The organism is Actinoplanes awajinensis subsp. mycoplanecinus, from assembly GCF_001509495.1.
Lineage (GTDB): Bacteria > Actinomycetota > Actinomycetes > Mycobacteriales > Micromonosporaceae > Actinoplanes > Actinoplanes palleronii.
This window is the reverse complement of the sequence record NZ_LLZH01000011.1, coordinates 19,665-28,907: the sequence shown is the minus strand read 5'-3', so window position 1 is coordinate 28,907 and position 9,243 is coordinate 19,665. Positions and strand designations below refer to the sequence as shown.

Annotated in this window: 8 protein-coding genes; 6 read left to right on the top strand and 2 right to left on the bottom strand. The window is 68.4% G+C overall.

Annotated elements, in window-relative coordinates:
- Together ADL15_RS03255 and ADL15_RS03250 are read right to left on the bottom strand one after the other, a co-directional pair.
- Positions 1 to 358, bottom strand: a 358-nt coding sequence (locus tag ADL15_RS03255; protein ID WP_198170490.1) for a hypothetical protein, incomplete at its 3' end; no start/stop codon positions are given.
- Positions 359 to 1,041: 683 nt separating this feature from the next.
- The gene (locus ADL15_RS03250) at positions 1,042 to 1,551 is read right to left on the bottom strand and encodes a peptidase inhibitor family I36 protein (protein WP_067684994.1); all 510 of its coding nucleotides are present in this window, start codon (positions 1,549 to 1,551) and stop codon (positions 1,042 to 1,044) included.
- A 163-nt stretch (positions 1,552 to 1,714) separates the two neighbouring features.
- Here ADL15_RS03250 and pdxR point away from each other — a divergent pair, with 163 nt between their 5' ends.
- The 6 genes from pdxR to ADL15_RS03230 all read left to right on the top strand — a co-directional run bounded on the left by pdxR (position 1,715) and on the right by ADL15_RS03230 (position 9,243).
- Positions 1,715 to 3,133, top strand: a complete 1,419-nt coding sequence (pdxR, locus tag ADL15_RS03245) for a MocR-like pyridoxine biosynthesis transcription factor PdxR (RefSeq protein ID WP_067684993.1) — start codon at positions 1,715 to 1,717, stop codon at positions 3,131 to 3,133.
- A gap of 50 nt (positions 3,134 to 3,183) precedes the next feature.
- Positions 3,184 to 3,387: a DUF2249 domain-containing protein gene (locus ADL15_RS50975; protein WP_198170489.1), complete on the top strand. Its 204-nt coding sequence runs from the start codon at positions 3,184 to 3,186 to the stop codon at positions 3,385 to 3,387.
- Between the two features lie 175 nt (positions 3,388 to 3,562).
- Positions 3,563 to 4,807 carry an MFS transporter gene (locus ADL15_RS03240; RefSeq protein ID WP_067684991.1) on the top strand — a complete coding sequence of 415 codons (1,245 nt, stop codon included), beginning with the start codon at positions 3,563 to 3,565 and terminating at the stop codon, positions 4,805 to 4,807.
- On the top strand, positions 4,800 to 5,273 hold the full coding sequence (locus ADL15_RS03235; protein ID WP_067684989.1) for a hemerythrin domain-containing protein: 474 nt from the start codon (positions 4,800 to 4,802) through the stop codon (positions 5,271 to 5,273). Before ADL15_RS03240 ends, ADL15_RS03235 begins: the two co-directional genes overlap by 8 nt.
- Before the next feature lie 62 nt (positions 5,274 to 5,335).
- Positions 5,336 to 5,485: a hypothetical protein gene (locus tag ADL15_RS52585; RefSeq protein ID WP_157441129.1), complete on the top strand. Its 150-nt coding sequence runs from the start codon at positions 5,336 to 5,338 to the stop codon at positions 5,483 to 5,485.
- An 83-nt stretch (positions 5,486 to 5,568) separates the two neighbouring features.
- Positions 5,569 to 9,243 carry a nitrate reductase subunit alpha gene (locus tag ADL15_RS03230; protein WP_232343873.1) on the top strand — a complete coding sequence of 1,225 codons (3,675 nt, stop codon included), beginning with the start codon at positions 5,569 to 5,571 and terminating at the stop codon, positions 9,241 to 9,243.

Genomic DNA, 9,243 nt, shown 5'->3' with positions numbered 1-9,243 from the left:
TCGCGCTGGTGCTCGCCGCGTAGTAGTCCACGTCGGTCGCCGCCGCGCCATCGATCTTGGCAGTCGCGATGTAGGCGAACGGCTCCTTCATCCCGTACAACACAACCTGGGTACCGGTGAACGTCACGGTCGCGGTCGCGCCGGCCGTCGACGTCCACTTGAAATGGTTGTCCGCGGCGTTGGCACAGTTACCGGAACAATCGCTCCACCCGGCCGAGAACACCATGTGACTCGCGTCGGTGTCCTCGATCGTGGTCGTGTGGGTCGCGACGCCGGCCTCGGCGGGAGTTACCACAAGGGCACTGGCTGCCACCATCGCCAACGCGATGAAGGGTGCCGCCCATTTACGTAGATTCAAGCTACTAAATCCTTGATTTACTCTTGACTTCACAGGCTGCGAAAAGTCGATGTGGACAACGGCGACACGTGGGTCCGATCCACCGGCGTCTGGTGTTCCGCACGTTCATCTGCGGACCCGGCAATCGCTTTCCATCGGGACTGTCCCCCCGTGGGGCAGTCCCGATGGGAAGCAGTTGCCGAAGTCGGGCACACCAGGGCGGGCTTGCCGATGAGTGTCCGGACCGGAGCAGACGAAAGCCCTGTGGAATCGCTGTGGTCGGCATCAGGGGCAGCTCAGACGTCCCACCTACACCGCTGCGACCGAGCGGATGACCCCCTCACTGGACGGATCGCCGGCATGACTCAGGCGATCAGTCGCGGGTAGCGGGCGCTTCTCGCTGCCGTCCGCACCGTGGTCACACGCGGACAGCAGGCGCGGACCGCGTTGAGCGCCGGTATCGCCGGGGAGTCGCGGCGGAACCTTCACGCCGTACCCCTGGGGTGGAAGAAGCGAACCAGGCGGCGCGGGGCGCACAGAAGCCACAGGGGGTTTCCGGGGGTCGCCTACTCGCCGTGGGGAAGCTCCCGAAAGGGGCTGCTCCCCCGTTCGGGAGCTTCCCGCAGTCCAGGAAGCCGGTGGCTTCCTGGACTGCGGGATGGGTCGATCATCTCGATGGGCCGGCCACGTTCTGGCGGCCGAACCTAGCCGCAGTTGATGTTGATCAGGTCGACTCTGTTCTTGGCGGTGCCGAAGTCCGCCAAGGCCTCACCCCTCGCCAGGTCGACGTAGCCGATGTAGGCGTCGACGTCCCAGAGCTGCGACGACGCGGTGTGGTTGTTGTGGGCGGAGTTGGCCCGGTTGCGCCAGCCCCACGTCGCCAGGTCCTGCTGGCCGCAGTCCTGAAGCTTGCCGCGCGGATAGCCGTAGTTGGTCAGGTCGTAGAAGCAGACCCAGTACTGCGGACAGTTCGGTGCGGCCAGCGCTGCCGCGCCGGTGGCGCCGACCTCAGGGGCGAAGTCGACGACGAACGCCCCGTTGCCGTAGGTGATCTGGGCCGGCCCGGTCACCTTTCCGGCCGGCGCGCGGTCGAGCTGGTCGCGCATCTGCTGCCGGACGGCGGCGTTGGGCGCCTTCGCCAGCGCCGCGTCCTGGCTCGGTGCGGCCTGGGCGGCCCCGCCGATCGGAACCGTCAGTCCGGCGAGGACCGCCACGGCGATAAGTGTCTTCCATGCACGTCGTCTCACTTGATACCCCCGTCGTTTCACCAAGTGCCGACCGCTTTCGGTCTACTGTCGACCACCGTAAAAGTCCTGGTATTCACATCCCAGAGCCAATTCGAGAGCGTCTTGACGGTGCCACTTAGGATCTACGAGCGTGAATGTAGCCGTTCGGCTGGACCGGACCGCGGGGCTGCTGGCGGGCCAGATCTATCGGCAGTTGCGCGACGCCGTCCTGGACGGCCGACTGCGCCGCAACGAGGCATTGCCGTCCAGCCGGGAGTTGGCCGAGCAGCTGAAGGTCTCGCGTAACACCGTGACGGCTGCCTATGACCGGCTGGTCGCCGAGGGTTACCTGACCAGCCGGGCCGGTGCTGGGACCTTCGTCACCACACTGTCCCTGGTGGAGCCGGTCCTGTCTCAGCTGCCGTCCGGCCCGCTCACCCCCCGCGCGGCGCTGCAGTCGATGCCGGTGCCGCCCGATTTCGGGACGGCTCCGGAGTTCGACTTCCGGGTCGGTGCGCCCGACGCGCGGCTGTTCCCGTACGCGGCCTGGCGCCGCCTTCTGGCCGGCCAGTTCCGGCTGTCGGCGGTGGGCACCGGAATGCCCGTCGAGCCGGCCGGCCATTTAGGGCTCCGTACCGCCATTGCCCGTCATCTCCGGACGGCCCGGTTCATCGAGACGAATCCGCAGGATGTGCTGGTGACCTGCGGTGTGCAGCAAGCACTCGACCTGATCGGGCGGGTGCTGCTCGAGCCCGGCGCCACGGCAGCGGTCGAGGAACCGGGCTACGCGCCGCCGAGGCTGGTGTGGGAGGCCCAGGGCGCCCGGGTGATCGGTGTACCGATCGACGAGCAGGGCCTGATCGTCGACGCGCTGCCCGCCGACGCACGGCTGGTCTACGTGACGCCGTCGCACCAGTACCCGACTGGTGTGGCCCTGTCGTTGCGGCGCCGTGTCGAGCTGCTCGCGTGGGCGCAACGGCACGACGCGGCGATCGTCGAGGACGACTATGACAGCGAGTTCCGCTACACCGAACAGCAGCTGGAGCCCTTGCACAGCCTCGACCGCAGTGGCCGCGTCCTCTACGTGGGGTCGTTCTCGAAAGTACTGCTGCCCACGCTGCGGCTCGGCTTCCTGCTGCATCCGCCGTCGCTGCGGCATGCCCTGCACGCCGCCAAATTCCTCACCGACTGGCACACCGGCCTGCCGATTCAGGCCGCCATGGCGGATTTCGTGGAGCAGGGCGTCTTCGCCCGGCACCTACGGCGGGTCCGCCGGGTGTACCGGCAGCGCCACGAACGCATCGCGGCCGCGCTCGCCGGCCCGCTGTCGGCGCATTTCACGGCCATGCCGTCCACGGCCGGCCTGCACCTGAGCGCGATGGTGCGGGAGGCCACCGTTGCCGACGCGCTCATCCGGGCCCAGGCAGCCGGCATCGGTGTGGCGAGCTTTTCGGAAATCGCCACCGCGGCACCCGACTCGCCGGGCATCGTCTTCGGGTACGGCATGATCGACGCGCGCCGCATCGACGAGGGACTGGCCCGGCTTCATCGGTGCCTGGACGCCGTCTAGGACCTGTACCGGGTTCCGGCACGGTACAGGGTGCCGACCGCGGTCTTGACGTGCGCGAAGTCGAGCACGACCAGCGGCACGGATTGGTACGGTCCACGGTAGCCGCACTGTTCATCCTGGTCGCCTCACACGCTCTCCGCCTGGTCCTCGCGGAGATCGGCGACCGCTTCGGCGCACAGATCGACGCCCCGTGGCTGCAGTCCGGGCCTGACATGTGGCAGATCCGCCTGGAACAGGTTGCGGAGCCAGCCTGAACCTCGTTCGGCGAACCGAATCTCACCTGGTGCCGGACTGTCCGACCCACGCGAGTGGGGACCAACGGCCCTGTTCCCGGGGCTTGAAAGCCTGAATCCTGACCGAGGCGTCGCATCGGACGGCCTGAGTCGATGACATCGATACCAGTGACGCGAACGAGACGTGGAGACGACGATGAGTAAAGGACAACCCAGCGCTGGTACGGGACGGCAGCGGGTGGTGACGCTCGTCCTGGCCACCGTCGGGTTCGCGGTCAACTTCTGGGCCTGGGCGCTGCTGAGCCCGCTGGCACCCAGGTTCAAGGATGTTCTCCAACTCGGCGCGTTCCAGCAAGCTCTCTTGGTCGCGGTGCCGGTCGTCGTCGGTTCCGTGGGTCGGATCCCGGTCGGTGCGCTGACCGACCGGTTCGGCGGACGGGTCATGTTCCCGCTGGTCTCCTTGACCACCATCGTCCCGGTGCTCTATCTGGGCCTGTCCGGGCACTCGTCGTTCACCGGGCTGCTGGTCGGCGGGTTCTTCCTCGGCATCGGCGGCACCGCGTTCGCCATCGGCGTACCGGTCGTCAACGCCTGGTTCCCGCCCCAGCGCAGGGGTCTGGCGATCGGGCTGTTCGGCGTCGGCATGGGCGGCACCGCGATCAGCGCGCTGACCACTGTCAAACTCGTCACCGCCCACGGCATCGCCACCCCGTTCATCGTCACCGCGATCGCCCTGGCCGCCTACGCCGCGCTGACGGCGCTGCTGTTACGTGACGCACCCGGCCGGATCGTGCCGACCGAGCCGCTGGCGCAGCGGCTGGCGGACACCGCACGGCTGCGGATCACTTGGCAGGCGGCAGCTCTGTACGCGGTCCTGTTCGGCGGCTATGTCGCGTTCTCGGTCTACCTTCCGGCCTATCTGAAGGCAGCCTACGGGCTGGCCCCGGCCGACGCGGCCAACCGGATGGCCGGGTTCGTGCTGCTCGCCGTGGTGATGCGCCCGGTCGGCGGCTGGTTGTCCGACCGGCTCGGCCCCACCCGTGTCCTTGCCTCGGCGCTCGCCGTCGTGGTCATCGGGGCGGCCACCGCGGCGTTCACCCCGAACCTCGCGCCGCTGGGCACGATCGCGTTCCTGGCCATGGCGGCGGCGCTCGGCACCGGTAGCGGCGCGACCTTCGCGCTGGTCGCCCTGCTGGCACCGCAGAACAAGGTCGGCTCGGTCACCGGCATCGTGGGCGCCGCAGGCGGCCTCGGCGGGTTCGTCCCACCGCTGATCATGGGTGCCCTGTACGAGCAGTACGACTCGTATGCCTTCGGCCTGGCCGCCCTCGCGTTCGTCGCCCTCGCCGCGCTGGCCTTGACGGTGACCGCTGTCGCCAAAAGCGTCGGCCTACCGGCCGACCGGGGCACCACGGTCAACGGGAGCGCCGCCCATGTGTGAGTACTGCGGCTGCCAGGCCATCACCGCCATCGACGATCTGACCCGCGAACATGACCTGGTCGTCAACCTCATCGGCGAAGTCCACGGCGCCCATGCGGCGACCGACAACGCGCGCATGGCAGCACTGGCCTGCCGGATCACGGCTGTCCTCGAGCCGCACACGCAGGTCGAAGAGCACGGCCTGTTCCCGGCGCTGGCCGCCGATTTCCCTGACCACGTCACGGCCTTGCTGGCCGACCACCGGCACATCGAAGCGGTCCTCGGTGAAGCCGCGCACGGAACGCCCACCGACCCGACCTGGCCCGGCCGGCTTATCGCCACCCTGGAACTGCTCCGCGAGCACATCCTCAAAGAGCAGGACGGCGTCTTCCCGGCCGCGCTCGCCAATCTGAACCCGGACGACTGGGACGCCGTCGACACCATCCGCACGAGGGTCGGCACTCTGCTGCCCGCTCCCGGCCGCTGACCATGCGGCACCCACAGATTCTCCGCCCGGGTCGACGTCTCGGTCGATCATCGCGCCCCGCGGTGCTCTCCTGGTACACCTCCTCGCCGGCCCGGGTGCGCTACTCGCACATCCGCGGGGTGTCGGCGATCGCGGCCTCGACCCTGCCACTGACCCTGACCGTCGTACGCCGAACCGCGCATCGGCGCGACGAGGAGATGTCCAGCTCATGACGCCCAGCCAGAACGCCCGCGACAACACCGGCAGTTCGGGACACCCTGATCAGCCGGGTTTGGACGGTCCGCTGAGCGAGGCCCTGGTGCGTACCCGTCGCTACCTCACCAAGGGCACGGTCTCCGATGACCTCCGGACGCTGACGAAGCAGGGTGGCCGGCAGGCCGACGACTTCTATCGGGACCGGTGGAGCCACGACAAGGTGGTCCGCTCGACTCACGGGGTGAACTGCACCGGGTCCTGCTCGTGGAAGGTCTACGTCAAGGACGGCATCATCACCTGGGAGACCCAGCAGACCGATTACCCGTCGGTCGGTCCGGATTCCCCGGAGTACGAGCCCCGCGGCTGCCCCCGCGGTGCGGCGTTCTCCTGGTACACCTACTCGCCGACCCGGGTCCGCTATCCCTATGTGCGCGGCGTCCTTCTCCAGATGTTCCGCGAGGCCAAGAGCCAGCACGACGGTGATCCGGTACGCGCGTGGGAGCACATCGTGGAGAATCCGCGACGGGCGAAGGCCTACAAGTCCGCCCGCGGCAAGGGTGGCCTCGTGCGCGCCACCTGGGAGGAGGCGTGCGAGATCGTCGCCGCCGCGCACGTGCACACGATCAAGAAGTACGGTCCCGACCGGGTGGCCGGCTTCTCGCCCATTCCGGCGATGTCGATGGTCTCGCACGCGTCGGGGGCACGCTTCATCAACTTGGTCGGTGGCTCGATGCTGAGCTTCTACGACTGGTACGCCGACCTCCCGGTCGCCTCCCCGCAGGTCTTCGGCGACCAGACCGACGTTCCCGAGTCGGGTGACTGGTGGAACGCCGGCTACCTGATCATGTGGGGCTCCAACCTGCCGGTCACCCGCACCCCCGACGCGCACTGGATGACCGAGGCCCGCTACCGCGGCCAGAAGGTGATCGCGGTCGCTCCCGACTACGCCGACAACGTGAAGTTCGCCGACGAGTGGCTGCCCGCCAAGCCGGGCACCGACGGCGCGCTGGCCATGGCGATGGGCCACGTCGTACTCAAGGAATTCTTCGTCGACCGGCAGACGCCGTACTTCACCGAGTACGTGAAGACCTACACCGACCTGCCGTACCTGGTGCGGCTCGACGATGCCGGTGACGGTGCGTTCACCGCGGGCAAGTTCCTGACGGCCGCCGACCTGGCCTCGGCCGGTGCGGCGCAGGAGAACGCCGCTTTCAAGACCGTTCTCATCGACGCGCGCACCGATGAGCCGGTGGTCCCGAACGGCTCGCTCGGTCACCGGTTCGGTGACGCCGGTATCGGCCGGTGGAACCTCGAACTCGGTGACGTCGACCCGCGGCTCTCGCTGCTCGACGGTGCCGAGGAGACCGTTCTGGTGCGGATGCCACGCTTCGACACCGCGGACGGAGCGGCCGCTGACCTGCCCCGCGGCGTCCCGGTCCGCCGGGTCGACGGGCACCTGGTCACGACGGTCTTCGACCTGCTGCTCGCCCAGTACGGCGTCGGCCGTGACGGCCTGCCGGGGCAATGGGCCCGCGGCTACGACGACGCGGACGCGCCGTACACCCCCGCGTGGCAGGAGGTGATCACCGGTGTCCCGGCCGCTACGGCTGCCCGGATCGGGCGGGAGTTCGCCGCGAACGCCGAGGAGTCACGGGGCCGTTCGATGATCGTCATGGGGGCCGGCACGAACCACTGGTTCCACTCGGACACGATCTACCGGGCGTTCCTGACCCTGACCAACCTGACCGGGTGCCAGGGCGTCAACGGCGGCGGGTGGGCGCACTACGTCGGGCAGGAGAAGGTCCGCCCGATCACGGGCTACACGCAGATCGCGAACGCCCTCGACTGGAACCGGCCGCCGCGCAACATGATCCAGACGGCTTTCTGGTACCTGCACACCAACCAGTTCCGGTACGACCAGTTCGGCGCCGACACCCTCTCCGCCACCACCGGCAAGGGGCAGCTGGCGGGCAAGTCCACGGCCGATGTGATCGCCCAGAGCGCACGGATGGGCTGGATGCCGTCGTACCCCACGTTCGACCGCAACCCGCTCGACCTCGCCGACGATGCGGCCGCCGCCGGCCAACCGGTGGGCGCGTACGTCGTGGAGCAGCTCAAGTCCGGCGAGCTCGATTTCGCCGGCGAGGACCCGGACGCACCGCAGAACTACCCGCGCATCCTGTCGATCTGGCGGGCCAACCTGCTCGGCTCGTCCGGAAAAGGCAACGAGTACTTCCTCAAGCACCTGCTCGGCACCGACTCGTCGGTGCGGGCGACCGAGACGCCGGCGTACCAGCGCCCGGTCGACGTGACCTGGCGCGACGAGGCGCCCGAGGGCAAGCTCGACCTGCTCATGACGATCGACTTCCGGCAGACCAGCACCACGATCTTCTCCGACGTCGTTCTCCCGGCGGCGACCTGGTACGAGAAGCACGACCTCAACACCACCGACATGCACCCCTTCGTGCACTCCTTCAACCCGGCGATCGCGCCGCCGTGGCAGACCCGGACCGACTGGGACGCCTGGCAGAGCATCGCGGCGAAGTTCAGCGAGCTCGCCGCCGTCCACCTCGGCGTGCGCAAGGACGTCGTCGCGGTCCCTCTCACCCACGACACGGCGGACGCGATGGCCAACCCGCACGGCGTCGTGCGTGACTGGAAGAAGGGCGAGTGCGAGCCGATCCCCGGCGTCACCATGCCCAAGATCGTCGAGGTCGAACGCGACTACGGGGCGATCGCCGAGAAGATGAACGCGCTCGGCCCCCTGGTCGACACCCTCGGCGCCACCACCAAGGGCGTCACCTTCGAGCTGGGAGCGCAGGTCGACTACCTGCGGCGCAAGAACGGCGCCGTGCGTGGTGGCGTGGCCGACGGGCGGCCGTCGCTGAAGAAGGACGTCAACGTCTGCGAGGCGATCCTGGCCATGTCCGGGACCACCAACGGGCAGCTGGCCACCCAGGGGTTCACAACGCTCGAGAAGCGCACCGGGGTCCGGCTGGCCGACCTCGCCGAGGAACACGAGGGCAAGCAGATCACCTTCGCCGACACCCAGGGCCCCCCGGTGCCGGTGATCACCTCACCGGAGTGGTCGGGCTCCGAGACCGGCGGGCGACGGTACTCGCCGTTCACCATCAACGTGGAGCGCAAGAAGCCTTGGCACACCCTGACCGGCCGGATGCACTTCTACCTCGATCACGACTGGATGACCGAGCTCGGTGAGGGCCTGCCCGTCTACCGGCCACCGCTCAACATGGCGGCACTGTTCTCGGAACCGTCGCTCGGCAACGTCTCCGACGGGGCGGGAGCCGGCGAGGTGGAGGGGCTCACGGTGCGGTACCTGACCCCGCACAACAAGTGGTCCATCCACTCGGAGTACCAGGACAACCTGTTCATGCTGTCGCTCTCACGCGGAGGCCAGAACATCTGGATGAGTGACCGGGACGCCGCCAAGGTCGGTATCAAGGACAACGACTGGATCGAAGCGGTCAACCGCAACGGGGTCGTGGTCGCCCGGGCCATCGTGTCGCACCGGATGCCCGAGGGCACGGTGTACATGTATCACGCACAGGACAGGTTGATCGACGTACCGATCGCCGAGACCTCCGGCAAACGGGGCGGCATCCACAACTCCCTGACCCGGATCCTGGTGAAGCCGTCACACATCATCGGCGGCTACGCCCAACTCACGTTCGCGTTCAACTACCTGGGCCCGACCGGCAACCAGCGCGACGAGGTCACGGTCATCCGCAAGCGCTCACAGAACGTGGAGTACTGA